General features: G+C 65.9%; 24 protein-coding genes and 1 tRNA gene. 16 read left to right on the forward strand and 9 right to left on the reverse strand.

Annotated features, from left to right (window positions below):
* The first annotated feature begins 2 nt into the window (after positions 1 to 2).
* Complete coding sequence (locus EGM87_RS07545) at positions 3 to 1,061, forward strand: enoyl-CoA hydratase/isomerase family protein (RefSeq protein ID WP_044662465.1); 1,059 nt, start codon at positions 3 to 5, stop codon at positions 1,059 to 1,061.
* 77 nt (positions 1,062 to 1,138) lie between these two features.
* Complete coding sequence (gene mmsB / locus EGM87_RS07550) at positions 1,139 to 2,023, forward strand: 3-hydroxyisobutyrate dehydrogenase (RefSeq protein ID WP_044662466.1); 885 nt, start codon at positions 1,139 to 1,141, stop codon at positions 2,021 to 2,023.
* A gap of 218 nt (positions 2,024 to 2,241) precedes the next feature.
* Here the strand turns inward: mmsB and EGM87_RS07555 are convergent, their stop codons facing one another.
* The 3 genes from EGM87_RS07555 to folE form a co-directional block, all read right to left on the reverse strand.
* Positions 2,242 to 3,018 carry an enoyl-CoA hydratase-related protein gene (locus EGM87_RS07555; protein WP_044662467.1) on the reverse strand — a complete coding sequence of 259 codons (777 nt, stop codon included), beginning with the start codon at positions 3,016 to 3,018 and terminating at the stop codon, positions 2,242 to 2,244.
* A gap of 89 nt (positions 3,019 to 3,107) precedes the next feature.
* Positions 3,108 to 3,950, reverse strand: coding sequence for an SDR family oxidoreductase (locus EGM87_RS07560; RefSeq protein ID WP_025550996.1), 843 nt, complete (start codon positions 3,948 to 3,950; stop codon positions 3,108 to 3,110).
* Positions 3,947 to 4,555, reverse strand: a complete 609-nt coding sequence (gene folE / locus EGM87_RS07565) for a GTP cyclohydrolase I FolE (RefSeq protein WP_025550994.1) — start codon at positions 4,553 to 4,555, stop codon at positions 3,947 to 3,949. The genes EGM87_RS07560 and folE overlap by 4 nt, the downstream gene beginning before the upstream one ends.
* A 152-nt stretch (positions 4,556 to 4,707) precedes the next feature.
* Between folE and EGM87_RS07570 the strand changes: the two genes are divergently transcribed.
* Positions 4,708 to 5,298 carry a nucleotidyltransferase family protein gene (locus tag EGM87_RS07570; RefSeq protein ID WP_025550993.1) on the forward strand — a complete coding sequence of 197 codons (591 nt, stop codon included), beginning with the start codon at positions 4,708 to 4,710 and terminating at the stop codon, positions 5,296 to 5,298.
* Positions 5,299 to 5,302: 4 nt separating this feature from the next.
* Here the strand turns inward: EGM87_RS07570 and EGM87_RS07575 are convergent, their stop codons facing one another.
* A complete protein-coding gene (locus EGM87_RS07575) occupies positions 5,303 to 6,973 on the reverse strand; it encodes an MFS transporter (RefSeq protein WP_044663170.1) in 1,671 nt (556 codons plus the stop codon).
* A gap of 205 nt (positions 6,974 to 7,178) precedes the next feature.
* Here EGM87_RS07575 and EGM87_RS07580 point away from each other — a divergent pair, with 205 nt between their 5' ends.
* The 5 genes from EGM87_RS07580 (at position 7,179) to pgl (ending at position 13,101) form a co-directional block, all read left to right on the forward strand.
* Complete coding sequence (locus tag EGM87_RS07580; RefSeq protein ID WP_137710351.1) at positions 7,179 to 8,387, forward strand: acetyl-CoA C-acetyltransferase; 1,209 nt, start codon at positions 7,179 to 7,181, stop codon at positions 8,385 to 8,387.
* Positions 8,388 to 8,521: 134 nt separating this feature from the next.
* Positions 8,522 to 10,699 carry a 3-hydroxyacyl-CoA dehydrogenase NAD-binding domain-containing protein gene (locus EGM87_RS07585; RefSeq protein ID WP_044662469.1) on the forward strand — a complete coding sequence of 726 codons (2,178 nt, stop codon included), beginning with the start codon at positions 8,522 to 8,524 and terminating at the stop codon, positions 10,697 to 10,699.
* A gap of 202 nt (positions 10,700 to 10,901) precedes the next feature.
* Complete coding sequence (gene galE / locus EGM87_RS07590; RefSeq protein WP_044662470.1) at positions 10,902 to 11,921, forward strand: UDP-glucose 4-epimerase GalE; 1,020 nt, start codon at positions 10,902 to 10,904, stop codon at positions 11,919 to 11,921.
* A complete protein-coding gene (locus tag EGM87_RS07595; protein WP_044662471.1) occupies positions 11,918 to 12,406 on the forward strand; it encodes a YbaK/EbsC family protein in 489 nt (162 codons plus the stop codon). The genes galE and EGM87_RS07595 overlap by 4 nt, the downstream gene beginning before the upstream one ends.
* 5 nt (positions 12,407 to 12,411) lie before the next feature.
* Positions 12,412 to 13,101, forward strand: a complete 690-nt coding sequence (pgl, locus tag EGM87_RS07600; protein ID WP_044662472.1) for a 6-phosphogluconolactonase — start codon at positions 12,412 to 12,414, stop codon at positions 13,099 to 13,101.
* A 2-nt stretch (positions 13,102 to 13,103) separates the two neighbouring features.
* On the opposite strand, the gene EGM87_RS07605 is transcribed toward pgl, so the two are convergent.
* Positions 13,104 to 13,367: a hypothetical protein gene (locus tag EGM87_RS07605; protein WP_025550982.1), complete on the reverse strand. Its 264-nt coding sequence runs from the start codon at positions 13,365 to 13,367 to the stop codon at positions 13,104 to 13,106.
* Positions 13,368 to 13,421: 54 nt separating this feature from the next.
* Between EGM87_RS07605 and EGM87_RS07610 the strand changes: the two genes are divergently transcribed.
* On the forward strand, positions 13,422 to 14,567 hold the full coding sequence (locus EGM87_RS07610; RefSeq protein WP_044662473.1) for an aminotransferase class I/II-fold pyridoxal phosphate-dependent enzyme: 1,146 nt from the start codon (positions 13,422 to 13,424) through the stop codon (positions 14,565 to 14,567).
* Between the two features lie 262 nt (positions 14,568 to 14,829).
* On the opposite strand, the gene EGM87_RS07615 is transcribed toward EGM87_RS07610, so the two are convergent.
* A tRNA-Leu gene (locus tag EGM87_RS07615) sits at positions 14,830 to 14,914 on the reverse strand.
* A 233-nt stretch (positions 14,915 to 15,147) separates the two neighbouring features.
* Here EGM87_RS07615 and zwf point away from each other — a divergent pair.
* The 5 genes from zwf to EGM87_RS07640 all read left to right on the forward strand — a co-directional run bounded on the left by zwf (position 15,148) and on the right by EGM87_RS07640 (position 20,676).
* Positions 15,148 to 16,608 (forward strand): glucose-6-phosphate dehydrogenase, encoded by a 1,461-nt coding sequence (gene zwf / locus EGM87_RS07620; RefSeq protein ID WP_044662474.1) that lies wholly within the window; start codon positions 15,148 to 15,150, stop codon positions 16,606 to 16,608.
* Positions 16,601 to 18,442, forward strand: coding sequence for a phosphogluconate dehydratase (gene edd, locus EGM87_RS07625; protein WP_044662475.1), 1,842 nt, complete (start codon positions 16,601 to 16,603; stop codon positions 18,440 to 18,442). Before zwf ends, edd begins: the two co-directional genes overlap by 8 nt.
* 101 nt (positions 18,443 to 18,543) lie before the next feature.
* Positions 18,544 to 19,509: a glucokinase gene (gene glk / locus EGM87_RS07630; protein WP_044662476.1), complete on the forward strand. Its 966-nt coding sequence runs from the start codon at positions 18,544 to 18,546 to the stop codon at positions 19,507 to 19,509.
* Positions 19,509 to 20,126 (forward strand): bifunctional 4-hydroxy-2-oxoglutarate aldolase/2-dehydro-3-deoxy-phosphogluconate aldolase, encoded by a 618-nt coding sequence (gene eda / locus EGM87_RS07635; protein ID WP_044662477.1) that lies wholly within the window; start codon positions 19,509 to 19,511, stop codon positions 20,124 to 20,126. Before glk ends, eda begins: the two co-directional genes overlap by 1 nt.
* Positions 20,127 to 20,163: 37 nt before the next feature.
* Positions 20,164 to 20,676 carry a hypothetical protein gene (locus tag EGM87_RS07640; protein ID WP_025551382.1) on the forward strand — a complete coding sequence of 171 codons (513 nt, stop codon included), beginning with the start codon at positions 20,164 to 20,166 and terminating at the stop codon, positions 20,674 to 20,676.
* A 21-nt stretch (positions 20,677 to 20,697) separates the two neighbouring features.
* Here EGM87_RS07640 and EGM87_RS07645 read toward each other — a convergent pair whose 3' ends face one another.
* The 3 genes from EGM87_RS07645 to EGM87_RS07655 are packed head-to-tail and all read right to left on the reverse strand — an operon-like array spanning position 20,698 to position 23,910.
* Positions 20,698 to 21,282 (reverse strand): gamma carbonic anhydrase family protein, encoded by a 585-nt coding sequence (locus tag EGM87_RS07645; RefSeq protein WP_025551384.1) that lies wholly within the window; start codon positions 21,280 to 21,282, stop codon positions 20,698 to 20,700.
* Between the two features lie 2 nt (positions 21,283 to 21,284).
* Entirely contained in the window at positions 21,285 to 22,280 is a 996-nt protein-coding gene (hemB, locus tag EGM87_RS07650) for a porphobilinogen synthase (RefSeq protein WP_025551386.1), read from the reverse strand.
* 49 nt (positions 22,281 to 22,329) lie between these two features.
* On the reverse strand, positions 22,330 to 23,910 hold the full coding sequence (locus EGM87_RS07655; protein WP_044663171.1) for a M28 family metallopeptidase: 1,581 nt from the start codon (positions 23,908 to 23,910) through the stop codon (positions 22,330 to 22,332).
* A 119-nt stretch (positions 23,911 to 24,029) separates the two neighbouring features.
* On the opposite strand from EGM87_RS07655, the gene EGM87_RS07660 reads away from it, so the two are divergent.
* Positions 24,030 to 24,731: a GIN domain-containing protein gene (locus tag EGM87_RS07660; RefSeq protein WP_044662478.1), complete on the forward strand. Its 702-nt coding sequence runs from the start codon at positions 24,030 to 24,032 to the stop codon at positions 24,729 to 24,731.
* Positions 24,732 to 25,123: 392 nt separating this feature from the next.
* A complete protein-coding gene (locus EGM87_RS07665) occupies positions 25,124 to 26,392 on the forward strand; it encodes an ammonium transporter (RefSeq protein WP_044662479.1) in 1,269 nt (422 codons plus the stop codon).

The raw sequence follows: 26,392 nt of genomic DNA on the forward strand, positions 1-26,392 counted from the left end.
TTATGACCGATCAGGTGCTGATTTCCGTCGACAATGGCGTGGGGCGGATAAGGCTGAACCGGCCCAAGGCGATCCATGCGCTGACCACCGAAATGTGCGGCGCGATCATTGATGCGCTGCTGGCCTGGCGGGAGGATGAGAGCGTCGTTGCGGTGATGCTGGATCATGCCGAAGGGCGCGGTTTCTGCGCGGGCGGGGACATCGCCATGATCGCCGACAGCGCCAGGGGCGACTGTTCGGAGGCGGAGCAATTCTTCTTCACCGAATATCGGATGAACCATCTGCTGTTCGTCTATGAAAAGCCGATTATTGCCTTCATCGATGGCATCGTCATGGGCGGGGGCGTGGGGATTTCCGATCCGGCGCGCTATCGCGTGGCGACAGAGCGGACCACCTATGCCATGCCGGAGACGGGCATTGGGCTGTTTCCCGATGTGGGCGGCGGCTGGTTCCTGCCGCGCATGCCGGGGCGAACCGGAGCATGGCTGGCAACGACGGGCGCGCGGATCAAGGGCGCGGATTGCGCCGCCATCGGCATCGCAACCCATTATATGGCGTCGGACAAGCTGGATGCCGTCAAGGCGCGGATCATTGCCGATCCCGACGGATTGGCGGAAATACTGGACGAAATGGCCGATGCGCCGCCGCCATCGGCCTGGCAAGCGCATCGGGAGGAGATCGACCGGCTGTTCGCTTCGGACCGCTTCGAGGATATTCTGGCTGCATTGGAAGCCGACGGATCGGACTGGGCGCGCGAGCAACTGGCGACGCTCGCCACCAAATCGCCGCAGACGATCAAGGTGGCGCTGCGCCAGATGGTCGAGGGCGCTGCCTTCACCGATTTTGCCGACAATATGCGCAACGAATATCGCATCGGCCATCATGTCATCCGCCGTCCCGATTTCGTGGAGGGCGTGCGCGCGGTGATCTTCGACAAGGACAATGCGCCGCGATGGAATCCCGCGCGGCCGGAGGATGTGACGGACGAGCTGGTGGACAGCCTGTTCGCGCCCTTGCCGCCGGAAAGGGAATGGACGCCGCTGCCCGAACTGCGCGGCTGAACATGCTTTGTTTTCCGTGATTTCCAAGCCGTCAGATGGCCTATCTGACATGAAATCGCTCTAGAGGAGTGCCTGAAATGAGCCAGACCATCGCCTTCATCGGCCTGGGCAATATGGGCGGTGGGATGGCCGCAAATCTGCTGAAGAACGGCTTTGCCGTGCGGGCCTTCGACCTTTCGGAAGAGGCGCTGGCCAAGGCGGCCGAAGCGGGCGCCGTGCGCTGCGCCAGCGCGGCGGAGGCGGTCTCAGGCGCCGATGCGGTGGTCACGATGCTGCCAGCGGGAAAGCATGTGGAAGCCGTCTATACAGGCGAGGTCTTCGGAGCGGCCAAGGCGGATGCGCTGTTCCTCGACTGTTCGACCATTGACGTCGCGACGGCGCGCCGGGTGGAGGAAGCCGCTGCGGGCAAGGGCTTCGAGATGGTCGATGCACCCGTTTCAGGCGGCATCGCGGCGGCCAATGGCGGTACGCTGACCTTCATGGTCGGCGGCTCGGACCAGGCTTTCGGCCGGGCCAGGCCGATCCTGTCGGCCATGGGCAAGGCGGTGATCCATGCCGGCGGCGCGGGCAATGGTCAGGCCGCCAAGATCTGCAACAACATGCTGCTGGGCGCGACCATGGTGGCGACCTGCGAGACCTTCGCCATGGCGAAGAAGCTGGGCCTCGACCCGCAGACCTTCTACGATATTTCCAGCGTATCGTCGGGGCAAAGCTGGTCCATGACCAGCTATTGCCCGGTGCCGGGCGTCGGGCCGCAAAGCCCGTCGGACAATGGCTATCAGGGCGGTTTCGCCGTGGGGCTGATGCTGAAGGATTTGAAGCTGGCGACGGAAGCCGCCGCTTCGGTCGGAGCGAGCGTGCCGATGGGAAATGCGGCGGAGTCGCTTTACCAGCTGCTCGCCAATCAGGGTGAAGCGGGGCGCGACTTTTCGCTGATGATCGAGATGTTGGAGGGGAAGTAAGGGGTTTCCATCTCCAAGCGTCTCGTAAATGGGTGGATTGCGGACATTCCCCCTCCCGCAGGCGGGAGGGGGTTAGGGGGTGGGCTGGCGCGGCATCTGCGCTGTTTTGCAACGGCTAAGTCAGAAGCTCGCTACGCTCGCGCCCACCCCTAACCCCTCCCGTTTACGGGAGGGGAATGTCCTGAATCGGCTATCATCAGCCTCCACCCGCTTACCAATCAGCGGCCTTTCCAAACCCCCGGACGCTTGGCGACGAAGGCTTCCATGCCTTCCTTCTTGTCCTCGGTCGCGGTCAGGATCTGGAACAGGCGGCGTTCGGTCAGGATGCCCTGAGCCAGCCCGGTCTCGAAAGCCAGATTGACCATTTCCTTGTTCACCATCGCGGCCATGGGCGGCATCCCCGCTATGGTCGCGGCCGTCTTGAGCGCGTCCTCCAGCAGATCAGCCGCCGGAACGATCCGCGCGACCAGACCGGCGCTTTCCGCTTCTTCGGCGCCCATCATGCGGCCGGTCAGGCACATTTCCATCGCCTTCGCCTTGCCGACGGCGCGGGTCAGGCGTTGCGATCCGCCCATGCCCGGCGCGACGCCCAGCTTTATTTCGGGCTGGCCGAATTTCGCGGTGTCGGCGGCCAGGATGAAATCCGCCATCATCGCCAGCTCGCATCCGCCGCCCAGCGCGAAGCCGGCGACCGCCGCAATCCACGGCTTGCGGGTGGCGACGACCTTGCTCTGCCAGCCGGAGAAGAAATCCTCCAGGAAGAAGTCCGCCGAATCCTTCTCCACCATTTCCTTGATGTCGGCGCCGGCGGCAAAGGCCTTCTCGCTGCCGGTCAGGACCAGGCAACGCTGCGACGGATCGGCATCATAGGCAGCAAAGACCTCGCCCAGATCCCTCAGCACCTGGCTGTTCAGCGCATTCAACGCCTGCGGGCGGTTGAGCGTGACCAGCGTCACCGCATCGCGCTGTTCCACCAGGATCGTTTCATATGCCATTGCCGTCTCCCTTCATTGACCCATTGCGATCCGCTCTATGCAGCGCGACGGCCCTTGGCCAGCCCCGGCAAGCCGCATCTTCGCAGCCGCTATCGGCACAGATGCATGAAGTCCCGGTCATAGCTGCGCAGATGCGCGCCGCCATCGATATAGAGCGTCTGACCCGTCACCGCACTGGCGCCCGCCAGATACAGCACGGCTTCGGCAATCTGCTCCGCCTGCGGCAGACGCGCCAGCGGCATCATCGCGGACAGCCTTTCCATTTGGCCTTCGTCATAATCGGGCGTCGCGATGGTGAGTCCGGGGGCGACCGCATTGACCCTGATCTGCGGCGCCAGGGTGGATGCGGACAGCCGCGTCAGCCCCGCCAGCGCCATCTTCGACAAGGTATAGGCCAATTGGTCGCCATGCGGATGGTCGATCCGCTGATCCAGTATATTGACGATGCACCGGTCGCCTGTGCCGGCCGGAATGGTGGCAAAGGACTTGGTGAGCAAGGTGGGCGCGGCGCAATTGACCGCATAATGGCGCATCAGGTCGTCGGCATTGACGCTGTCGAGCCGATCCTGGCCGAAGATCGCCGCGCTGTTGACCAGGACATCGGGCGGACGGCCGAAACGCTCTGCGACCAGCGCCACCAGTTCCTCCGCCCCTTCCGGATCGCTGAAATCGACGGTGAAGCCGTCCCATTCGGTCCCATTCTCCTCCAGCGTCAGCGCCAGATGGGAATCGAGCCGGGTATCGTGGCTGCCATGGATCGCCAGCGAATAGCCTGCCCGCGCGAAGGCAGCGGCGATGATGCCGCCCAGCCGCCGATGACCGCCCGTCACCAGCGCCAGCCGCTTTTGCGCCAGCGGCCGTGCGCCCGCCTGTTCGGCGCGCTTCCCAGTGCCCCCGAGGGGCCGATAGGCGGGAGCTTCCTCTTCGCTCACGATCCGATCAGCTTCAGCACTTCTTCACGGCTCTTCTCATCGTCGCGGAAGACGCCGAGCATGCGGCTGGTCTTCATGACGACATTGGGCGTGCGCACGCCACGGCCCGTCATGCAGCCATGGGTCGCCTCGACCACGACCGCGACGCCCTGGGGCTTCAGATGTTCCCAGATGCAGTTGGCGACTTCCGAAGTCAGCCGTTCCTGCACCTGAAGCCGGTGGGCGAAGGCGTGCAGCACGCGCGCCAGCTTCGATATGCCGACGACATATTGGCCGGGCAGATAGGCGATGTGCGCGACGCCCACGATGGGCGCCATATGGTGCTCGCAGTGCGACTGGAACGGTATGTCCTTCAACAGCACGATGTCGTCATAGCCGCCGACTTCATGGAAGATGCGCGAAAGATGATAGGCCGGATCGTCGTCATAGCCGCGGCAATATTCCTTCCACGCCCGCGCCACGCGCTGGGGCGTTTCCACCAGCCCTTCCCGTTCCGGATCGTCGCCCGACCAGCGGATCAGCGTACGGATCGCGTCGGCCACGTCCGCCGGAACCGGAATCTTGATCGACTCGCCCGCAGTTTCGGCATCGGGATCATATTCCATGGACGGCACCACTCCTTTGTTGCTTCCGGGCATATGGCGACTGATTTACAGGAACGCCAGCCCCTTCGCCCTGCTGGACAGGACATGCTGGCGGTGGCACATGCAGGGGAAACCGGGTCAACCGGGTCGCCTCAAATCATCACAGCGGAACCATGCGGACCGAACAGATCGCCGCCGTCCTCCTTGCAGCGGGCACATCCTCACGATTCGGGGAAGAAGACAAGCTGATGGCCGATTGGCGGGGCAAGCCCGTCGCGGTGCATGCGCTGGAAACCATCGCCTCCATGATCTTTGCGGAACTGGTTGCGGTGGTGCGTCCTGTCGGCCAGGCGCCGGTCCTGCATCGCCGGCTGGAACGGCGCGGCTATTCGATCCTGGTCAACGATCGTCCGGAAGACGGCATATCGGGCAGCATCATCCGCGCCGTGGAGCATGTCATGCCGATGCGGAAATGCCGCGGCATATTGATCTGCCTGGCCGACATGCCCGACGTGCCGCAGACGCATTACAACCGCATCTGCATGGCGGCGGAGGACATCCGCTCCGTCGTCGCCAGCACCGACGGATTTTCCTCTTCGCCGCCCGCCTTCATCGGGCGGAAGCATTTCCCCGAACTGCTGGCGCTGCGGGGAGACCAGGGGGCGCGGGCGCTGCTCAGCCATGGCGTGCAGATCGAAACCATGGGCGCCAGCCTGCGCGACATCGACACGCCAGAGGATCTTGCCGAACGGCGGCCCGAATAGCGCATCAGCTCGACCGGGTGGGATCGGTCATGGGATCGCCCATCTCGCGCGGGTCGGCCGAGCGGCCCAGCGGCAGAGAACCCGTCTGCCGCTCCAGCATGCGATGCACGACCGGCGGATTGGGGCCGCTGTGCAGCGCGTGGATGGCTTCGCTGTTCGCCATGTCGGCAACGGTCCGGCGGCTGTTGTGGCGGACATAGTCCAGCCAGGTCGACACATGATAGCGCTCCACCCACAATTCCGGATCGCCCAGATCGCGCAGCAGCGACCAGCCATGGGCGCCGTCGCGGCGACGGATGCGGCGGCGTTCGCTCATCGCCGCCAGGAAGGGGACGACAGATCCGGCGGCTATGCGATATTCTATGGTGACGACCACCGGGCCGCTGCGGGGCTCGATCGGAACGGCGGTCTGCGGCTCGCGCCACAGGTTCTGGAGGTCGAGATTCTCCTCGCCCGTCTGCGCCAGCGGACGCGCATAGCCGATCAGGGCCGAGGCGAACTGGACGGCTGCCGCGCCATAGAGGGCGATGACGACGCCATGATCCTCCGCCATGGTGCCGAACAGCCATGCACCCCCGGCCATGCCGCCGAAGGCGACCATCTGATACAGGGCAACGGCCCGCGCCACGACCCAGCGAGGCGCCGACATCTGGACCGAAACGTTGAAGGTCGAGAGGGCGATCACCCAGCCCGCGCCCGCCATCAGCAGCCCCAGCAACGCAACGACCAGCCAGTCGCTGACCGCCATCAGCACCGTCCCGGCCGCAAGCGCCATGGCGGCTGAGCGCACGATGGTCTCGACCGAAAAGCGGCGGCGCAATTGCCCCGTCGACAGCGCCCCCAGCACCGCGCCGATGCCGAAGGCGCCGCTGAGCGCGCCGAATGTCAGCGCGCCGCCGCCCAGCAGGTCGCGCGCCACCAGCGGCATCATCGCTGAAACGGCGCTTGCCCCGATGCCGAATGCCGCGCTTCGGAGCAGCACGACCTGGATGTTGGGCGACATGGCGACGTAACGAACCCCAGCGCGCATCGCGAGGCCTATGCGTTCGCGCGGGAGGAGTTGAGGCGGCCGTTCGGGACGCCAGCGGGCAAGCACGGCGACCAGCCCCACATAGCTGATGGCGTTGACCAGAAAGGCCGTCGCCGCACCGGCGGCCGCGACGATGACGCCGCCCAGCGCCGGGCCGATGCTGCGCGCCATGTTGAAGCCCATGGAATTGAGCGAGACGGCATGGGGCAAGGCGGCGCGCGGCACCATGTCCCCGACCGACGCCTGCCAGGCCGGCCCGTTGATCGCGGTGGCGCAGCCGACCAGGAAGGTGAAGCCCAGCAGGGCCCAGGGCGTCACCCAACCCATCCAGGCGAACAGCGCCAGCAGGGCGGAGACGATGAGCATGAACAGCTGGCAGATCAGCATGACCACCCGCCTGTCGCTATTGTCCGCCACCGCGCCTGCCCAGAGCGACAGCAGCATGATCGGCAGGGTCGTCGCCGCCGGAACCAGCGCGATCATCTGGGGCGAGGCGGAGAGCGAGGTCATCATCCACTGCGCGCCGACGGACTGGATCAGCCCGCCGAAGTTGGAGGCGAGGCTGGCCCACCAGATCGCGCGGAAGATCGGGATCGACAAGGGCGACGGCGCTTGGGAGGGGTCCGACTCTGACACGCTTTCCATGAAGCGGAATAAGGCGGGCGGGTCAAATCCGCGAATCATTAAAAGAATTGAAAAGGGTTGAAACGTCCGCCGGAGGACGAGGCGGGGCCCCTTTGGCGGGATGACGTTACGGTCGGGCGGGCTGACGATTGAGGCTTGCACTTTACGTAAACGTAAATACATTCGCAGCGAACATCCGGCGCCCAGCGGAGAGGAATGGAAAGCAATGGAAGCCTTTATTTACGATGCCGTCAGGACGCCCCGGGGCCGGGGCAAGGCCGACGGGTCACTGCACGAAATCACCCCGATCCAGCTGGCGACGCAGATGCTGCAGGCGGTGCGGGACCGGACGGAGATCGACACCGCCGATGTCGATGACGTCATACTGGGCTGCGTCAGCCCGGTGGGCGAACAGGGCGCGGACATCGCCCGCGTGGCGGTGCTGAACGCCGATTACGCCCAGACCGTGCCCGGCGTGCAGATCAACCGTTTCTGCGCTTCGGGGCTGGAGGCCGTGAACATGGCCGCCGCCAAGGTCTATTCCGGCGAAGCGGGCCTTGCCATCGGCGGCGGCGTCGAGTCGATGAGCCGCGTGCCCATGGCTTCGGACGGCGGCGCGTGGGCGATGGACCCGGCGGTCGCCTACAAGACCTATTTCGCGCCGCAGGGCATCGGCGCCGATGTGATCGCGACCAAGTTCGGGATCAGCCGCGACGATGTCGACGCTTATGCCGTCGAAAGCCAGCGGCGCGCCAAGGCCGCCTGGGACGAGAAGCGCTTCGCCAAATCCATCGTGCCGGTGAAGGACGTCATCGGATCGGTCGTCCTGGACCATGACGAGCATATGCGGCCCGACGCGACGATGCAGTCGCTCGCCAGCCTGAAGCCGAGCTTCGCCGCGCTGGGCGAGGAGATGCCGGGCTTCGACGCCATTGCCCTGCTCCGCTATCCCGAACTGGAGAAGGTCAAGCATGTCCACCATGCCGGCAACAGCAGCGGCATCGTCGACGGCGCCGCCGCGGTGCTGGTCGGCAACAGGGAGATGGGCGAGAAATATGGGTTGAAGCCCCGCGCCCGGATCAAGGCGATGGCGTCCATCGGGTCGGAGCCGCTGATCATGTTGACAGGGCCTGAGTTCGTGGCGGGCAAGCTGCTCAATCGGGCGGGGATGAGCAAGGCCGACATCGACCTGTGGGAACTGAACGAGGCCTTTGCCAGCGTCGTCCTGCGCTACATGCAGGCGATGGACCTCGACCATGGGCAGATCAACGTCAATGGCGGCGCGATCGCCATGGGCCATCCGCTGGGCGCGACCGGGGCGATGGTGCTGGGCACGGCGCTGGACGAGCTGGAACGGACCGGCAAGGGCACCGCGCTCATCAACCTGTGCGTCGGCGCGGGCATGGGCACGGGCATCATCATCGAGCGCGTTTGAACAGTGGACCCGTTCGTCCTGAGTAGCCATTGAGCCCGTCGAAATGGCGTATCGAAGGATCAATGCTTCGATACGGGTCTTCGACAAGCTCAGCCCCTACTCAGCACGAACGGAGGTAGGAAAGGTTGCCCAAAATGCAGACCATCAATTTCGACATCGACGCCGACGGCATCGCCACCCTCACCATTGATGTTCCCGATCAGTCGATGAACGTCATCGGCCCGGATTTCCTGGCCGATCTGGACGCGGCGATCACGCGCATTTCCTCCGAGGAGGCGATCAAGGGCGCGGTCATCGCGTCGGGCAAGAGCAGCGGCTTCATGGCGGGCATGGACCTCAAATATTTCGGGTCGATGCTGGTCAGCGAGAATGGGAAACGCCCCTCCCCCGCCGCGATCTTCGACAAGGTTTTCGTGCTGAACCAGTTGTTCCGGCGGCTGGAGACCTGCGGCAAGCCGGTCGCCTGCGCCATCGAGGGCACCTGCGTCGGCGGCGGGTTCGAACTGGCGCTGGCCTGTCATCGCCGGATCGTCGGGGACAGCCCGAAGACGCAGTTGGGCCTGCCCGAAATCCTGATCGGCCTGTTCCCCGGCGGCGGCGGGTCGCAGCGCCTGCCGCGCATCATGGGGGTGCAGGCGTCGCTGATGTATATGTTGCAGGGCAAGCTGTTCCGTCCCGCCGACGCGGCGATGATGAAGGTGGTCGATCAGGTCGTGCCGCAGGGCACGGCGGTCGAAGCCGCGCGCGAATGGGTGAAGGCCAATCCCAACGCCTTCGTGCAGCCCTGGGACGTCAAGGGCTTCAAATTCCCCGGCGGCGCGGGCGGCTTCAATCCGGCCTTCGTCCAGACCATGGCGGGCGCCCTGCCGATGACGCTCAAGCAGACCCAGCGCAACATGAACGCGCCGATCGCGCTGCTTTCGGCGGTCTATGAGGGGGCTTTCCTGCCCATCGACCGGGCGATCCGGGTGGAGAGCAAATATTTCGCCAAGGTCGCGGCCGACCCGCAGGCGGCGAACATGATCCGCAGCCTGTTCGTCAACAAGCAGGCGGCCGAGCGCGGCGCAAGGCGGCCCAAGGACCAGCCCAAGGCGCCGACGAAGAAGCTGGCCATGCTGGGCGCGGGCATGATGGGCGCAGGGATAGCCACCGTGGCCGCGCAGGCGGGGATCGAGGTGGTGCTGTTCGACCGCGATCAGGCCTATGCCGAAAAGGGCAAGGCGCATGTCGAGGAGGTGCTGAAGAAGCGGCTGGGCCGGGGCATGACGCCGGAGAAGATGGCGGAGACGCTGGCCCGCGTGACGCCGACGACGGATTATGCCGCGCTGGCCGGAGCGGACTTCGTGATCGAGGCGGTGTTCGAGGATGTCGCGATCAAGGCCGAAGTGACCAAGAAGGTCGAGGAGGTGCTGGGCGCGGATACGATCTTCGGGTCGAACACCTCCACTTTGCCGATCACCAAGCTGGCGAAGGCGTGGAGCAAGCCGGAGAATTTCATCGGCATCCACTTCTTCTCGCCGGTCGAGAAGATGCCGCTGGTGGAGATCATCCTGGGCAAGGAAACCGGGCCGGCCGCCATCGCCAAGGCGCTGGATTTCGTGGCCCAGATCAGGAAGACGCCGATCGTCGTCAATGACTCGCGCGGCTTCTATACCTCGCGCTGCTTCGGCACCTATGTGCAGGAGGGCGTGGAGATGGTCGCGGAGGGGATCAATCCCGCGCTGATCGAAAATGCCGGGCGGCAACTGGGCATGCCGGTGGGGCCGCTGGCGGTGGGCGACGAGGTTTCCATCGAGCTGGGCCACAAGATCGTCGTCGCCGCGCAGAAGGAGCTGGGCGACGCCTATGTCGCGCAGCCGTCCGACGCGGTGATGGCGCGGATGGTCGAACTGGGGCGGCTGGGGCGGAAAAGCGCCAAGGGCTGGTATGACTATCCCGAGGGCGGGAAGAAGCATCTCTGGGCCGGTCTGGAGGAGATGTTCCCGCGCGCCGCCGTGCAGCCCGATGTCGAGGAAGTGAAGGAGCGGCTGCTCTACCGCCAGTTGATCGAATGCGCGCGCTGCTTCGAGGAAGGCGTGCTGGAGACGCCGGAGGATGGCGACATCGGGGCGATATTCGGCTGGGGCTTCGCGCCCTATACCGGCGGACCGTTCAGCCATATGGACACGGTCGGCATCGGCCATGTCGTCGCGGTGCTGGAGCGGCTGGCGGCGACGCATGGCGATCGCTTCGCGCCCACGGTCCAGTTGCAGGACATGGCGGCAAGCGGCGCGACTTTCTATCGCCCCGTTTCGTCCCGCGCCGCGGCATGAATGGGGTGGGAATCGTCACGAAGCTGATCTAGTCCTGACAGGCAAAGGGCTGTAACCTTCTCATTCGTCATGCTGGACTTGTTTCAGCATCCGTTTCGCCCTCGGCAAGACCTGAGTCCGGAGGCGCGATGGATGCTGAAACAGGTTCAGCATGACGGGGGAGAATGGCGGCGGCCCTGATCTATCGGGAGACCTTCATCTTATGAGCGAAAAGCCGACGGTTCTGGTCACGGGCGGGGCCGGCTATATTGGCAGCCATGCCGTATTGGCGTTGCACGACGCGGGCTATGGCGTCGTGGTGATCGACAATCTGGTGACGGGGTTCCGTTGGGCGGTGCCGGACGATGTGGCGTTCGTCGAGGGCGATATTTCCGATCAGCCGCTGGTGCAGAAGGCCCTGCGCGATCATGGCGTGAAGGCGGTGATGCACTTTGCCGGATCGGTGGTGGTGCCGGAATCGGTCGAGAACCCGCTCAAATATTATCATAACAACAGCGCCAAGACCCGCGACCTGATCGAGAGCGTCGTCACGGTCGGCGTGCCGCATTTCATCTTCTCCTCGACGGCGGCGACCTACGGCATTCCGGAGGAAAGCCCGGTCAGGGAGACGACGCCGCAGCGGCCGATCAATCCCTATGGCATGTCGAAGCTGATGACCGAATATATGCTGCGCGACGTCAGCGCGGCGCATGCGATGAACTTCTGCGCGCTGCGCTATTTCAACGTGGCGGGCGCCGATCCGGCCGGGCGGACGGGGCAGTCGACGGCGGGGGCGACGCATCTGATCAAGGTCGCGGTCGAGGCGGCCCTGGGCAAGCGGAGCCATGTTTCGGTGTTCGGGACCGATTTCGACACGCCGGACGGGACCGGGGTGCGCGACTATATCCATGTCACCGATCTGGCGGCGGCGCATGTGCTGGCGCTGGAGGCGCTGATGGCCAGGCCGGAGCAGAATTATCTGCTCAACTGCGGCTATGGCCGGGGCTTTTCCGTGCTGGAGGTGCTGGACGCGGTCGACCGGGTGACGAACCTGAAGATCGACCGGCGGATGGAGGGGCGGCGCGCGGGCGATCCGGATGCGCTCATTTCCGACAATCGGGCGATCATGGGGGAATTCCCATGGAAGCCGCTTTATGCCGATCTGGATCAGATCGTCACCCATGCCCTCGCCTGGGAGCGCAAGCTGACCGAGATACAGCAAAGGGGGAATGGAGGGGAATGAGCGCGGAGTCGGTCCGGGCCTTCTTCTCCGCCCATGCGCCGGATGTCGCCATCATCGACCAGGGGGTGAGCACCGCCACGGTCAATGAGGCGGCGGAGGCCCTGGGCGTGGTTCCGGCGCGGATCGCCAAGACGCTGTCGTTGCGGGTCGGGAACGAGGTCGCGCTGGTGGTGGCGCGGGGCGATGCGCGGCTGAACAACGGGAAGGCGAAGGCGGCGCTGGGCGCCAGGCCGCGCATGCTGGGGCTGGAGGAGGTGGAGGGACTGACCGGGCATCCGGTGGGGGGCGTATGTCCCTTTGGGCTGACCTCTCCCCTGCCCGTTTATTGCGATATTTCGCTGCGGGATTTCGAGACGGTGTTTCCGGCGGCGGGATCGCGGACGACTTCGGTGGAGTTGACGCCGGAGCGGCTGGCCGAGCTGACCGCCGCGCGATGGATCGACATCTGCACGATCCCTGAAGACAATCTGGCCGAAGAGAATTGAACGACATGCCTACCGAACATCTTTTCGTCGATGGCGCGCTGGCGGCGGCGGACATGGCGCGGCGGATCGCCACGGTGCTGGGGGATGCCATCGCGGCGCGGGGGGTGGCGACGATCGCGCTGTCGGGCGGGCGGTCGCCAAGGCCCGTGCTGGAGGCTTTGTCGGGGATGGCGCTCGACTGGAGCAAGGTGATCGTGACGCTGGTCGACGAGCGCTGGGTGGCGCCGGACCATGCGGACAGCAATGAGCGGCTGGTGCGCGAGACTTTGTTGCAGGGGAAGGCCGGGGCGGCGCGGTTCGTGCCGATGAAGAATGAGGCGGCGGACGCCTATGCCGGGCAGGCAGAGTGCGAGGCGGCGTTCGCGGCCCTGCCCTGGCCGCTCGACATCGTGCTGTTGGGGATGGGGGAGGATGGGCATACCGCTTCGCTGTTTCCGGGGGCGAAGGAACTGGCGGAGGGGCTTTCCACCCATGCCCTGACGATCGCGGTCACGCCGCCCGCTGCGCCGCATCAGCGCATGTCGATGAGCGCCCGGGCGATCCTTGCGAGCCGGCATATCTTCCTCCAGATCGGCGGGGCGGCGAAGAAGGCGGTCTATGACCGGGCCTTGGCGGGGGGGCCGGTGGAGGAACTGCCCGTCCGGGTGGCGCTGTGCCAGCATGCGGTTTCGGTGGAGGTTTGGATTTCGGAATAGGTTCAGTCGCGCGGCTTGTGCCTGGAGATGAGATAGCGCCAGACGCCGACGAGATTGATCAGGAGCAGCGCGATATTCTGGAAGCCTATGCCTTCGCTGTCTTCCGACAGAAAACCCCAGCCGATCAGGGCGATGGAGGATGTCACGAAGAGGACGAAAGCCCAGCCCGTGATGCGGCGGCCGAGATTGAGGGAGACGATGAAAGCGGCGATGGTGGCGGCGCCTGCGCCATAATATTGCAGCGCGTCGAGCATGGTTTCGTTCATCCATCGCCAACGCGGCAATTGTGACAAGGTTGCGGCGCGGGTAAGAGGCGACGCATGGTTGCCAATATCGATCCTTTTCACGCCATCGCCATCAGCCGGGAAGCCCACAGGCTGGAGGCCGAGGGGCGATCCATCCTGCATATGGAATTCGGGCAACCGTCCACGGGGGCGCCCTCTGCTGCGATTATGGAAGCGCATGCCGTGCTGGATCGCGACCCCATGGGCTATTGGGAAAGTCCGGCGCTGAAGGAGCGGATCGCGCTCCATTATCGGGAGCGCTATGGCGTGGCCGTGGAAGCGGAGCAGATATTGCTCACCTGCGGCGCTTCGCCGGGGCTGGTGCTGGCGCTGACCAGCCTGTTCGCGCCCGGAGCGCGGGTGGCGACGGCGCGGCCGGGCTATGTCGCCTATCGCAATACGTTGAAGGCGCTCTATCTGGAGCCGCTGGAGGTCGATTGCGGGCCGGCGGAGCGTTACCAGATCGGCGCGGCGGCGCTGAAGGCCCTGGAACCCGCGCCGGATGGGGCGATCATCGCCAGCCCGGCCAATCCCACAGGGACCATCATTCCCGCCGAGGAGATGGCGCGCATCGCGGAGGTTTGCCGGGTGCGGGGCATTCGCATCGTCTCCGACGAGATTTACCACGGGCTCAGCTATGGCGAACCGGCGCGGTCGATGCTGGAATTCGCGCCGGACGCCATCGTCGTGAACAGCTTCTCCAAATATTTTTCCATGGCCGGGTGGCGGCTGGGCTGGGTGGTGTTTCCGCCCGGCCTGATCGAAACCGCTCGGGCGCGGATGGGCAATCTGTTCCTGACGCCGCCTTCCCTGGCGCAGCATGCGGGGTTGAAGGCGTTCGACTGCATCGATGAGCTGGAGGGGCATGTCGCCACCTATCGGCGCAACCGGGAGTTGCTGCTGGCCGCCCTGCCCGCGCTGGGGTTGAAGGAGATCGCGCCGCCGGACGGGGCCTTCTACATCTATGCGGATGTGGGGCATCTGACCAATGACAGCCTGTCCTTCTGTCAGAGGCTGCTCCGCGAAACGGGTGTGGCGACGGCGCCGGGGATCGATTTCGATCCGGTCGACGGGCACCGGCATATCCGCTTCAGTTTCGCGGTTTCCACCGATCGGGTGGAGGATGCCATCGCCCGGATGATCCCCTGGTTCAACGCGCAGGGCGGCGGGGCAAGGGATTGATCCATTCCGGCTGGATCGGCAAATTCCTCTGGTATCTTAAATATTTGCGGTTAATCGCTGGGGTGCGACCCGAAGCTTTTACCCTGTAAAAGCTCGCCTGCCCGGCAGCCATGCTGCCGGGCTTTTTAGTGCATGGCCATGTCTGGAAAGAGGGCATCGAACCCGGCGGGGTTCGCAAGGGCGAACCGAACGGCTGCCCGAGCTTATGCGAGGATAGCCAAGGCCGCGGATGCGGCCGCCCGGCGCTTGAGGCAAAATAAGATGGTGCGGGCGGTCGGAATCGAACCGACACTCCTTTCGGAACCGGATTTTGAGTCCGGCGCGTCTACCAGTTTCACCACGCCCGCATGCCCTTCAGCCGCGTTCCGGACGGAGGATGATTCCATCTTCCGCCAAAAACGCCAGGGTGGAGCGCCAATGGCAAAATCGGCGGCCAGCGTCCAGCCAAAAATCGACGCTTTCATCCTCTCGCGGTTGCGGGATGGGCCCCACAGGGATAGCCTGCTTGCGTAACGAGTGCCGCTGGGTATAAGGGCGGCTTCGTGCAGACCTGATAACACTAACGGAAAAGGGACAACCTTTGACCGAACCGTCTGCCACGTTCCTGTTGTTCGGCGCCACCGGCGACCTGGCGCACAGGATGATCTTTCCCTCGCTCTACAATCTGCTGGCCGATGGCCTGCTGCCGGAGGATTTCCTGATCATCGCGTCAGGGCGTTCCGAATTCACCGACGAGCAGTTTCGCGCGGACATCGACAAGGCGCTGCGGAAATTCCTGGCCGCAGACCGTTATGACGCGGACATCGCGGAGCGGCTGCGCGACATCATCGTCTATCAGCCGGTGGAGGCGGGCAACGCCGCCCAGTTCAGGGCGCTGGCGGAACGGCTGGACGGGCGACTCGACAAGGGCGTGTCCGTCTATCTCTCCACGCCCCCTTCCCTCTTCGCGCCGACCGCCCAGGGGCTGGCCGAGGCGGGGCTGATCACGCCGAAGACGCGAATCGCGATGGAAAAGCCGATCGGCAAGGATCTGGCCTCTTCCAAAGAGGTCAATGACGGCATCGGCGCGCTGTTCGCGGAGGAGCAGATTTTCCGCGTCGACCATTATCTGGGCAAGGAAACGGTCCAGAACCTGCTCGCCCTGCGCTTCGGCAATGTGATGTTCGAACCGCTGTGGAACGCCACCGCCATCGATCATGTGCAGATCACCGTGGCCGAGACGGTGGGCCTGGAAGGCCGGGTTTCCTATTATGACGGCGTCGGCGCGCTGCGCGACATGGTGCAGAACCACGTCCTCCAGATCCTGTCGATCATCGCCATGGAGCCGCCCGCGCGGATGGACCCGACCGCCGTGCGCGACGAGAAGGTGAAGGCGCTCCGTTCGCTGCGCCCGATGACGGCCGAGACGGTGAAGACGCATAGCGTGCGCGGGCAATATACGCCCGGCGCGGTCGGCGGGCAGATCGTCACCGGCTATGCCGACGAACTGGGCAGGCCGTCCGACACCGAGACCTTCGTGGCGCTGAAGGCCCATATCGACAACTGGCGCTGGCAGGGCGTGCCCTTCTACCTGCGCACCGGCAAGCGCATGCCGACGCGCCAGTCGGAAATCCTGATCCAGTTCAAGCCGGTGCGCCATTCGATCTTCGGACGCAATGGCGGGTCGGGTCTGGAGCCGAATACGCTCATCATCCGGTTGCAGCCGGAGGAATATATCCGCCTGCTCATCATGAGCAAAAGGCCGGGGCTGGAGCGCGAGGTGCATCTGGAGGAGGTGACGCTGGACGTGTCGCTGACCGCCGCCTTCGCCGGGCAGCGCCGCCGGATCGCCTATGAACGGCTGATCCTGGACCTGCTGGCGGGCGACGCCACCCTGTTCGTGCGCCGGGACGAGGTCGAGGCGCAATGGACCTGGATCGATTCGATCATCGACGGGTGGAAGGAGGCCGGGGTGAAGCCATCCTCCTATTCTTCCGGGAACTGGGGGCCATCCTCAGCCATTGCCCTTATCGAACGAGACGGAGCGAGCTGGAATGACTGACCTTCATCCGGTGATCGAAAAGGTCACCGAACGCATCGTGAAGCGCAGCGCGGCTTCGCGCCTCAAATATCTGAGCCTGATCGAGCGCGGGCGGGACGCGGGCACCAACCGCGCCCAGCTTTCATGCGGGAACCTGGCCCATGGCTTTGCCGCGAGCGGCGAAGACAAGGCTGTCATCCGCACCGGCGCGGCAATGAATTTCGGCATCGTCACCGCCTATAACGACATGCTGTCGGCGCATCAGCCCTATGGCCGCTATCCCGAGCAGATCAAGCTGGCGGCGCGGGAGGTGGGCTGCACCGCTCAGGTCGCGGGCGGCGTTCCGGCGATGTGCGACGGCGTGACCCAGGGGCAGGCGGGCATGGACCTGTCGCTCTTTTCCCGCGACACCATCGCGCTGGGCACCGCCATCGCCCTGTCCCACGCCATGTTCGAGGGCGCGCTGCTGCTGGGCATCTGCGACAAGATCGTGCCGGGGCTGCTGATCGGGGCGCTGCGTTTCGGGCATCTGCCGACCATATTGATCCCCGCCGGGCCGATGCCGTCCGGCCTCGCCAACAAGGAAAAGGTGCGCATCCGCCAGCTCTATGCCGAAGGCAAGGTCGGCCGGGAGGAACTGCTGGAGTCCGAAAGCGCCAGCTATCACGGCGCAGGGACCTGCACCTTCTATGGCACGGCCAATTCGAACCAGATGATGATGGAGATGATGGGGCTCCACATGCCCGCCGCCTCCTTCGTGCATCCGGGCACGAGGCTTCGGCAGGAACTGACGCGGGCGGCGGTGCATCAATTGTCGCGCATCGGCTGGGACAGGGACGGACAACCCAATGACGATTATCGGCCGCTGGGGCATTGCGTGGATGAAAAGGCGATCGTCAACGCCATCATCGGCCTGATGGCGACCGGCGGATCGACCAACCATGCGATCCATCTGCCGGCCATCGCCCGGGCGGCGGGGATCGTCGTCGACTGGACCGATTTCGCGGAAATTTCCGATGTCGTGCCGCTGCTGGCGCGGGTCTATCCCAATGGATCGGGCGATGTGAACAATTTCCATGCGGCAGGCGGCATCAGCTATGTGATCCGCGAACTGCTCGGCAACGGGCTGCTGCATGGCGACATCCTCACCGTCGCGCGGCAGGGACTGGCCGATTATGGCAAGGAACCGGTGCTGGAGAATGACGCGCTGGCCTGGAAGGATGTGCCCGAATCGCGGGACCTGTCGATCCTCCGGCCGGTGTCCGACGCCTTCAATCCCGACGGCGGGATGCGATTGCTGGCCGGCAATCTTGGCCGCTGCGTCATGAAGGTGAGCGCGGTCGACCGGGAGCGCTGGACCATCGAAGCGCCCGCGGCGGTCTTCCACGATCAGGACGATGTGCTGCGCGCCTTCAAGGCCGGCGAACTGGAGCGCGATGTCGTGGTCGTGGTGCGGTTCCAGGGACCAAGGGCGAACGGCATGCCCGAACTGCACAAGCTGACCCCGGCGCTGGGCGTGTTGCAGGATCGCGGCTTCCGCGTCGCGCTGGTGACGGACGGGCGCATGTCCGGCGCATCGGGCAAGGTGCCCGCGGCGATCCACCTGTCGCCGGAAGCGTTGGGAGGCGGCCCCATCGCCAAGCTGCGCGACGGCGACATGGTGCGGGTCTGCGCGGAGACGGGCCTGATCGAAGCGCTGGTCGACGCGGCGGAATGGGACGGCCGCGACACGCCCGCGCCGCCCCCCGCCCCCTATGATACGGGCCGCGAGCTGTTCGCGCTGTTCCGCCATCATAGCGATCTGGCGGAAAGCGGCGCATCGCCCATTCTGGCGGCCATGGAAACCGAAGTTTAGAACCGAAACATTCCCGTCCGCCCAAGATTTTCGGAGGAGCGCTTTTCCTGAGGAAGAGTGAAGGACTTCGACAGGCTCGGCCCGGACGGGAGGAGAGTAGCATGACCGAGATCATCGCAGCCGACATTGGCGGCACAAACGCCCGCTTCGCCCGTGCCAGACTGAATGCGCGCAATGTGCCCACGCTGGGCAAGGTGCGCAAATATAAGGTGGCCGATTATCCGACCCTCCAGGCCTGCTGGGCGGCCTTCGTCAAGGATGAGGGCGGCCATCTGCCCACATCCGCCTCCATCGCCTTTGCCACCGCGATCGGGCGCGAAGTCATCAAGCTCACCAACAGCGCATGGGTCATCCGGCCCGATACGCTGGACGAGGAACTGGGCCTCAGGCATCTGCGGCTGGTCAATGATTTCGAGGCGGTCGCCCATGCCGTGGCGCGCCTGCCGAAGGAGAATCTGCCGCTGCTGTTCGGGGAGGACAGGCCCTTTCCGCGCGACGGCGGGGTGACGATATTGGGACCGGGCACCGGGCTGGGCGTGGCGATGATCGCCTTCGACGATGGCGAGCCGCATGTGATCGCGACGGAGGGGGGGCATCTGGACTTCGCGCCGCTGGACCCGCTGGAAGAGAAGATCCTCGCCTATCTGCGCGACAAATTCCTGCGCGTGTCGACCGAGCGCATCGTATCGGGACCGGGGCTCAACAACATCTACAAGGCGATGGCGACCATCGGCCATGATCGGGTCGTGCTGATGGAGGATGCCGAGCTTTGGCAGGCCGCCATCGACGGGACCGACGAATTTGCGCGCAGGGCGCTGGCGCGGTTCTGCATGTCCTACGGTTCGGTCGCGGGCGACCTGGCGCTGGCGCAGGGACCGCATACGGTGGTGCTGGCGGGCGGCCTGACCCAGCGGATGAAGGACATATTGCCGCAATGCGGTTTCCACCAGCGCTTCACCGCCAAGGGACGGTTCGAAAGCCTGATGAAGTCGGTGCCGATCCGGCTGGCCCTGCATGACGAAATCGGGCTGTACGGCGCCGCCGCGGCCTTTCGGGAGAAGAAATGATGGCGTTGAGCGTTGAACAGGTGGTGGAACTGGCCCCGGTGATCCCGGTACTGGTGGTGGACCGGGTCGAGGATGCGCTGCCGATCGCGCGGGCGCTGGTGAAGGGCGGGCTTCCTGCATTGGAAGTGACGCTTCGGACGCCGGCGGCGCTGGACGTGATCAGGGAGATGGCGAAGGTCGAGGGCGCCGTCGTCGGAGCGGGCACGGTGCTGAACCCGGCGCAACTGGACGCCGCGATGGAGGCGGGGGCGCGCTTCATCGTCAGCCCCGGCCTGACCGAGCCGCTGGGCAGGGCCGCGATCGCCGCGGGCATTCCCTTCCTGCCGGGCACGGCGACGGCGGGCGACATCATGCGCGGGCTGGACATGGGGCTGTCGCACTTCAAATTCTTCCCGGCGGAGACTTCGGGCGGGCTGCCCGCGCTGAAGGCCCTGGCCGCGCCGCTGCACATGGCGCGCTTCTGCCCGACCGGCGGGATCACGGCGGAAAGCGCGCCCAGATGGCTGGCGGAACCCGTCGTCAAATGCGTCGGCGGAAGCTGGGTCGTGCCCAAGGGGCCGGTCGATCCGGCGAAGATAGAGGCGCTTGCACGGGAAGCCGCCGCGCTGCCACGCTGAACTTGCCTCCCGGCGCGGCTCATCCTAGATGCGAAGCATGAATCCGCGTCGGCTGCTTCCTTCCCTGGCCCTGTTCCTGTCCGGTTGCGCCAGCACCTTTCAGGGCTATCCGTCCCTCGCCAAGCGGGCGATCGAGGACGCCCCCATCGCGGAGGCGGCGCCCGCGCCCTCCCCCGTCGCGCCCGAACCGGAGCTGGTCCAGAATGTCGACCGGCTGACGGCGCAGGCTCAGGCGGGCGGCACGGCATTCGACAAGGCCTGGCCGGCGGCGGACAGGGCGACGCGGGCAGCATCCGGCGCGGCGGTCTCCAGCGAGGCCTGGGTGGCGGCGCAGACGGCGCTCAGCGCATTGGAATCGGCGCGCAACGACAGCGTATCGGCGCTGGCGAGCCTGGACGTGCTCTTTGTCGAGCGCAGCAACGCGGCGGCCGAGGGGAAGGCCAGCGGCGGGATCGAGGCGATCGATGCGGCGCGGGCTTCCGCGCTGGCGATTGTCGATGGGCAGAACGACCGGCTGGACGTGCTCAAGGGGCGTCTGGCGCAGCCCTGATCCGCCTGCAGCCCTGCCGATTCAATCGGGCGAAAGCGCCGCCTTCACCGCGCCCTTGTGCGCCTTTCCATTATGGACATAATGGTCGACGCCCTCCCGCATGTCGATCAGCACTTCGTCCGACAGGTCGCGCATATATTTGGCGGGGCGGCCGGCCCAAAGCTGCCTGTGAGGCACCGTCTTCCCCGGAGAAAGCAGGGCCCCGGCCGCGAGCATGGCGTCGCTTTCCACCGTCCCGCCGCTCATGACGATGGCGCCCAGCCCCACGAAGGCGCGGTCCTTCAATATGCAGCCATGGACCATCGCAAGATGTCCGATCAGCACGTCTTCCCCGATGATCGTGGGCCAGCCTTCGGACGGGCGACCGTCGATATGGTCGCCGGGGCTGTCGCAATGCACGATCGAGCCGTCCTGGATATTGGTGCGGGCGCCGATATGGATGAAGTTCACGTCCGCCCGGATCACGCAATTATACCAGATGCTGACGTCCGGGCCGATCTCCACATCCCCGATGATGCGGCATCCCGGCGCGATGAAGGCGCTGGGGTGGATCTTCGGCGTCTTGCCGTTGAAGGGGATGATGGAGACTTCGGGATGATCGGTCATGTTCAGGCTCCCAGCAGCCGCGCCGCATGGAGCGCATGATAGGTGAGGACGCCCGAGCAGCCTGCCCGCTTGAACGCCAGCAGCGTTTCCAGCACCAGCGCGTCGCGCTCCCCCGCCCCCGCGGCGGCGGCGGCCTCCAGCATCGCATATTCGCCCGACACCTGATAGGCGAAGACGGGCACTTCGAACCGGTCCTTCACCCGGGCGATGATGTCGAGATAGGGCAGGCCCGGCTTCACCATCACGCTGTCGGCGCCTTCGGCAATGTCCAGCGCGACTTCGCGCAGCGCTTCCTCGCTGTTGGCGGGGTCCATCTGATAGGTCTTCTTGTTGCCCTTCAGCAGCCCGCTCGATCCGACCGCATCGCGGAACGGGCCGTAGAAGGCGCTCGCATATTTGGCGGCATAGGCCATGATCTGCACATTGGCATGGCCTTCCTGCTCCAGCGCCTCGCGGATGGCGCCGACGCGGCCATCCATCATGTCGCTGGGGGCGATGATGTCCGCGCCCGCCGCCGCCTGGTTCAGGGACTGGCCGATCAGCACGTCGATGGTCGCGTCGTTGACGACATAGCCCGCCTCGTCCAGCAGGCCGTCCTGGCCGTGCGCCGTATAGGGATCGAGCGCCACGTCGGTCAGGATGCCGATGTCGGGCACCGCATCCTTGATGGCGCGGATGGCGCGGCACATCAGGTTATCGGGATTGAGCGCCTCAGCACCGTCATCGCTGCGGCGGTCGGCCTGCGTATTGGGGAAAAGCGCGAGGCAGGGAATGCCCGCCGCCTGCGCTTCCCTCGCACGCTCCACCATCAGGTCCACCGACCAGCGCGACACGCCGGGAAGGGAGCCGATCGGTTCCTCCACTTGCCTGCCCTCCGTGACGAACAGCGGCCAGATGAAGTCGCTGGGCGTGAGGCGGGTTTCGGCGTGCAACGCCCGGCTCCAGGCCGAGGCGCGGGTGCGGCGCAGACGAAGCGCCGGATAGGAGGCATGGGTCATGGCCGGGGGTTTAGGCCCCTGCCCTCGCCGGATCAAGCAGGAGGGGACGCTATTTGGCGAAGCGGCGGAAGAAGCTGTCCTCGTTCCAGGCCGGGCGCTGCGGCGCATTGGCGACGCGCAGCGTGACGGCGGCGACATAGTCGTTGAGCTTCACCGATTCGGCCGGCATCACCGGCTGGTTCGCGTCGTCCCTGGGCGAATGGTAGATGTTGGCGCGCCAGGCCCTTTCGACCGTCGCCTCCGGCGTGCCCGCCTTGAAGCCATATTTGAAGAACAGCGCGGGGATGCCCGCCCGGATGAAGCTGTACTGGTCCGACCGGATGAAGACGTTGCGGTCCGGGAAGGGATCGGGCGTGATCGGCAGGTTCATCGCCGCGCTCACCGCTTCAGCATCCTTGCCAAGGCTGCTCTGGTCATAGCCGATCGGCGTCACGCTGGTCAGCGGGAAGATCGGCAGGGCCATGTCGAAATTGAGGTCGGCCACCATCGCCCTTTGCGGCACGGTCGGACGGCGCGCGAAATAGCTGGACCCGAGCAGCCCCTTCTCCTCCGCCGTGACGATGGCGAAGAGGATCGACCGCCGGGGCTTCACCTTCCCGTTGCGCAGGGTCCGGGCGATTTCCAGCAGGCTCGCCACGCCCGATGCATTATCGAGCGCCCCATTGTAGATCGCGTCCCCGTCGATCGGCGTGCCCACCCCATAGCCGTCGAGATGCGCGGACAGGACGACATATTCCCTGCTGAGCTGCGGGTCCGTCCCGGGCATGAGCGCGATGATGTTGGGCGAGGTCAAATCGGCGCGCCTCGCCGCCACCTTCGCGTCCAGCCGCTGGGCGAGCGGGAAGGACGGCACCGGGCCGGAACTGTCGGCGGCGGCGGCGATCTGCGCGAAATCATGGCCCGATCCGGCAAAGAGCAGCGCGGATTTGGCCGGGTCGAACTGGGCGTTGAGGAAGGGGGTCGCCGTATCCCGCAGGGCGGGGTCGCGGAAGAACAGGGCCGGCTGGCTGGCCAGCGCCATGCGCCGGTCCCACGGAATTTCAACCTGTTTCGGCGTCACGAGCTGGATCAGTCCAAGCGCGCCCTGCTTCGCCAGCCACGCCGCCCGCTCCGATCGGGCATGGGACTTCAGCGCGCCGGAGAGGGTCGCCGGTCCGCCCGAGACGACCACCACGATCCTGCCCTTGAGGTCCAGCCCGGCGAAATCGTCATGCCCCGCCTCCGGCAGGTGCAGGCCGTAGCCGGCGAAGACCAGCGGGGCGCCGACGGTTTCCGGAGCGGGGCCGCCGCCCCCTGAGAAGATGATGTCGGCGGGCGCCGCCAGCGCGGCATGGCCGCCCGGCCCCGTCAGCGAAGCGCTGCTCTGCTGCGACAGGATCACCTGCTCGACGAAGGCGACGGGCTGTTTATAGCCGTCGGTCCCGGCCGGCTTCAGCCCAAGCGCCCGAAGCTGTCCGATCACATAATCAGCCGCCCTGTCATAGCCCGGCTTGCCCGTTCCCCGCCCTTCATAGCCATCGTCGGCAAGGGTGCGGACATGCTTCCACCAGGCTTCGCCCCGGTCGTCGGGCGCAGCCGGGGCCGCGATGCTGATCGAAGCCAGGAGGAGTCCGGAAATCCATTTGCGCATCAGCCACATGCCCCTTTTGAAAACCTGACGATCTTGCCTGATCCGGTGCGACGAACAAGGGGGCTTGGAACCGCTACGGCCCATCCCTATCAGGATCGGCAAAAGACTGGGAGATCGTCATGCCGCTGCCCCGTTCGCTCGCCCTGCCGGTCGCCATCATGCTATGGGCCGCCCCGGCGGCGGCGGCGACGCGCGGGTTCACCATCACCAGTTTCGACGCCATTCGCGTGGATGCGCCGGTGGAGGTGACGATCACCACCGGCGCGGGTGCTTCGGCGCGGGCGGATGGCGATCAGGCGGTGCTGGACCGGCTGAAGGTGGACGTATCCGGCCGCCTGCTTGCGGTGACGGTGGAGCGGGCGCGGCCCGGCGAGAAATCGGGCGGGCGGGCGGTGCTGCGGCTGTCGACCGGCGACCTCAGCCGCGTGGTGCTGACCGGCGGCGGATCGGTGTCGGTCAGCCGGATGAAGGGTCTGCGCGGTGAGATCGTGCTGGGCGGCAATGGCGATGTCAGCGTGGCGGCGGTGGATCTGGACCAGCTGAGCCTGGGAGTGGCCGGAGCCGGACGGGCGAACCTGTCCGGCCGGGCGGGCGTCGCGACCATCCGCGTCACCGGCCCCGGAGCGGTGATGGCGGAAGGCCTGCGGGTGCGGCAGGCCGCGGTGGCGAATGACGGTCCGGGAAATGTGGCGGTGACGGCAGAGGTTTCGGCCCGGGTTTCCGCATCCGGATCGGGCGATGTGACGGTGGCGGGGAAGGCCGCCTGCAGCGTCGACAATCGGGGGACGGGGCGGATCAGTTGCGGTGGGGAAGCCTATTAGGCGATGTGGATGAGTTCGGGATGCCGGGGGGTGGCCAGTGTAAGACCATCCTTCTCCCTTGAGGGAGAAGGATGGGAAGCCCTGGCGGCGGAGGAACCTAAGGCTGATCTGGATGAGGGGGAGCGGGCCTGCGGTCCGCGCGATCCGTTGGATCGCACCCCCTCATCCAGCTACGACTAGGCAGCAAGCTGCCAAGTCTGCGCAGCCCTCTCCCTCAAGGGAGAGGGATGAAGCGAGTGTACGCTTCCCGCCCAAATCAACTGGTCCGGGGAGTCCCGAATTTGTCCGCGCTGCCCAATGCATCGGCTGCGTGGCGGGAAACGATCAGGGTTAGGCAAGTCTTTACTTCGCATGCGTTACGACGGCCCGGATATGGACTGCCGGATTAACTGATGCCTCGCCTCCTTGCCATTCTCCTTCTTTTCCTGTCGGTGGCCCCGCAACCCGCGGCGGCGCAGGTGGCCGTGGCCGACAGCGGCGATACGGCATGGATGATGCTGTGCGGTCTGCTGGTGTTGCTGGCGGCGCTGCCGGGACTCGCGCTGCGTCATGCCGGTCTGGTCCATGTGCGCAACGCCCTGTCGATCGGCGTGCAGGGGCTGGTGGTGGCCGCCGGGGTTTCGCTGCTCTGGGCCCTTGTCGGCTACAGCCTGGCCTATGCGCCGGGGAGCGGGTGGCTGGGCGGCCGGGCGCATCTGTTGCTGGCCGATCTGGGCGCGCTGCGTGACGGGCTGACCGTGCCGGAATCCACCTTCGTGCTGTTCCAGATGGCCCTTGCGATCCTTGCCGCCGGCCTGCTGCCGGGCGCTGTGGCGGAAAGGGTGCGCCTGGGGTGGATGGCGGTGTTTGCGTTGCTCTGGCTGCTGCTGGTCTATGCGCCGGTCGTCCATTGGGTCTGGGGCGGCGGATGGCTCGCCAATCTGGGCGTCATGGATTTCGCGGGCGCGCTGGTCGTTCATTTGAGCGCGGGATTTTCCGCGCTCGCGCTGGTGCTGGTCGTGGGCAGGCGGCGCAGCGTTTCTGCCGGACATGCGCCGGTGCTGGGCGTATCAGGCGGGCTGCTGCTGTGGATCGGCTGGGCAGGCATAGTGGGCGGATGGTCCTTCGGCGCGACGGACAATGCCACGACCGCCATTCTGAACGGCCATTTCGCCGCCTGCGCAGGCCTCTTCGGATGGATGCTGGTGGAACGGATCGACAAGGGGCATGTCACCGCCAATGGGCTGGTTTCGGGCGCATTGGCCGGACTGGTGGCGATCTCCGCCTCCGGCGCTCTGGTGGGGCCGGGCGGCGCGATGGCCATCGGGCTGATCGCCGCCGTCATCTGCCGACTGGCAAAGGGATTATTGGGCGACCGCATCGACGACGCGGCGGATATTTTCGTGATCCACGGACTGGGCGGGCTGACGGGCGCGCTGTTGCTGCTTCCCTTCGTGCTGCCCGCGCTGGGCGGCGTCGGCTTCGCGGCGGGGATCAGCCTTGCCGGCGCCTTCTTGGCGCAGTGCATCGGCATCGCGGCGGTGGCGCTCTGGGCGATGGCGGGAGCGGCGATCATCGCGCTGATGCTGTCGGTCGTGACGCCCGCCCGGATCGGCGCGCGGGAAGAAGCGGAGGGGCTGGACATCGCCCGCCATGGACAGCAGGGCTGGGATTTCCGCTAG

Source organism: Sphingobium sp. RSMS (assembly GCF_005406185.4).
In the GTDB taxonomy this organism is placed as follows: Bacteria; Pseudomonadota; Alphaproteobacteria; order Sphingomonadales; family Sphingomonadaceae; genus Sphingobium; species Sphingobium fuliginis.

Excerpts from the sequence above, each read along its gene's own strand:
- EGM87_RS07545 (WP_044662465.1), top strand. The coding sequence starts at position 3 with ATGACCGATCAGGTGCTGATTTCCGTCGACAATGGCGTGGGGCGGATA.
- mmsB (WP_044662466.1), top strand. The coding sequence starts at position 1,139 with ATGAGCCAGACCATCGCCTTCATCGGCCTGGGCAATATGGGCGGTGGG.
- EGM87_RS07555 (WP_044662467.1), bottom strand. The coding sequence starts at position 3,018 with ATGGCATATGAAACGATCCTGGTGGAACAGCGCGATGCGGTGACGCTG.
- folE (WP_025550994.1), bottom strand. The coding sequence starts at position 4,555 with ATGGAATATGATCCCGATGCCGAAACTGCGGGCGAGTCGATCAAGATT.
- EGM87_RS07570 (WP_025550993.1), top strand. The coding sequence starts at position 4,708 with ATGCGGACCGAACAGATCGCCGCCGTCCTCCTTGCAGCGGGCACATCC.
- EGM87_RS07575 (WP_044663170.1), bottom strand. The coding sequence starts at position 6,973 with ATGGAAAGCGTGTCAGAGTCGGACCCCTCCCAAGCGCCGTCGCCCTTG.
- EGM87_RS07580 (WP_137710351.1), top strand. The coding sequence starts at position 7,179 with ATGGAAGCCTTTATTTACGATGCCGTCAGGACGCCCCGGGGCCGGGGC.
- EGM87_RS07585 (WP_044662469.1), top strand. The coding sequence starts at position 8,522 with ATGCAGACCATCAATTTCGACATCGACGCCGACGGCATCGCCACCCTC.
- galE (WP_044662470.1), top strand. The coding sequence starts at position 10,902 with ATGAGCGAAAAGCCGACGGTTCTGGTCACGGGCGGGGCCGGCTATATT.
- EGM87_RS07595 (WP_044662471.1), top strand. The coding sequence starts at position 11,918 with ATGAGCGCGGAGTCGGTCCGGGCCTTCTTCTCCGCCCATGCGCCGGAT.
- pgl (WP_044662472.1), top strand. The coding sequence starts at position 12,412 with ATGCCTACCGAACATCTTTTCGTCGATGGCGCGCTGGCGGCGGCGGAC.
- EGM87_RS07605 (WP_025550982.1), bottom strand. The coding sequence starts at position 13,367 with ATGAACGAAACCATGCTCGACGCGCTGCAATATTATGGCGCAGGCGCC.
- EGM87_RS07610 (WP_044662473.1), top strand. The coding sequence starts at position 13,422 with ATGGTTGCCAATATCGATCCTTTTCACGCCATCGCCATCAGCCGGGAA.
- edd (WP_044662475.1), top strand. The coding sequence starts at position 16,601 with ATGACTGACCTTCATCCGGTGATCGAAAAGGTCACCGAACGCATCGTG.
- glk (WP_044662476.1), top strand. The coding sequence starts at position 18,544 with ATGACCGAGATCATCGCAGCCGACATTGGCGGCACAAACGCCCGCTTC.
- eda (WP_044662477.1), top strand. The coding sequence starts at position 19,509 with ATGGCGTTGAGCGTTGAACAGGTGGTGGAACTGGCCCCGGTGATCCCG.
- EGM87_RS07640 (WP_025551382.1), top strand. The coding sequence starts at position 20,164 with ATGAATCCGCGTCGGCTGCTTCCTTCCCTGGCCCTGTTCCTGTCCGGT.
- EGM87_RS07645 (WP_025551384.1), bottom strand. The coding sequence starts at position 21,282 with ATGACCGATCATCCCGAAGTCTCCATCATCCCCTTCAACGGCAAGACG.
- hemB (WP_025551386.1), bottom strand. The coding sequence starts at position 22,280 with ATGACCCATGCCTCCTATCCGGCGCTTCGTCTGCGCCGCACCCGCGCC.
- EGM87_RS07655 (WP_044663171.1), bottom strand. The coding sequence starts at position 23,910 with ATGCGCAAATGGATTTCCGGACTCCTCCTGGCTTCGATCAGCATCGCG.
- EGM87_RS07660 (WP_044662478.1), top strand. The coding sequence starts at position 24,030 with ATGCCGCTGCCCCGTTCGCTCGCCCTGCCGGTCGCCATCATGCTATGG.
- EGM87_RS07665 (WP_044662479.1), top strand. The coding sequence starts at position 25,124 with ATGCCTCGCCTCCTTGCCATTCTCCTTCTTTTCCTGTCGGTGGCCCCG.